At 77.3% G+C, this 506-nt stretch carries 1 protein-coding gene; it reads right to left on the minus strand.

Annotated features, from left to right (window positions below):
• On the minus strand, positions 1-506 hold a 506-nt coding region (locus tag ACSNN9_RS28635; protein WP_436676414.1), incomplete at both ends, for a glycoside hydrolase family 20 zincin-like fold domain-containing protein.

Genomic DNA, 506 nt, shown 5'->3' on the forward strand with positions numbered 1-506 from the left:
GCCAGGTGGTCGATCACCCGCAGCACGTCCGGTACGCCGAAGAAGTGCCGGGCCACGTCGAGCATCGCCCCCCGGTAGGGGAACCGGGGCCGGTCGGTGATCGACCCGCCGGGCAGCGTCCAGCGCTCGGCGACCGGCGTCGGGCTCTCGATGGCGGCGGGCAGGAGCTGCCGCACCGTCTGCGCGCCGAAGAAGAGCCCGGCCGGGGTGACGGCCTCGATCCGTACCCCGTCGGGCGTCACGTCGAGCCGGTAACCCTCCGCGCCGAGGTCGTCGGAGTCGACCAGCGCCAGCGTGATGCCGCCGGCCGGCTCCCGCCGGGTGGCGTCGGTCACCGGCAGCGGATAGCCGGTGGCCGGTCGGAGCAGGGCGGCGAGCTGCCCGGCGACGGCGCGGGCGGCGTCGTCGGCGCCCACCCGGATCGCCGCGTCGGGGGCGAGCACGAAGTCGGCGCCCGGGACCGGCGTGACCCGCTCCGGGGCGGGCACGACGTCACCCAGCCTGGG

The sequence above is a fragment of the Micromonospora sp. URMC 107 genome (genome assembly GCF_051386315.1).
Classification (GTDB): domain Bacteria; phylum Actinomycetota; class Actinomycetes; order Mycobacteriales; family Micromonosporaceae; genus Micromonospora.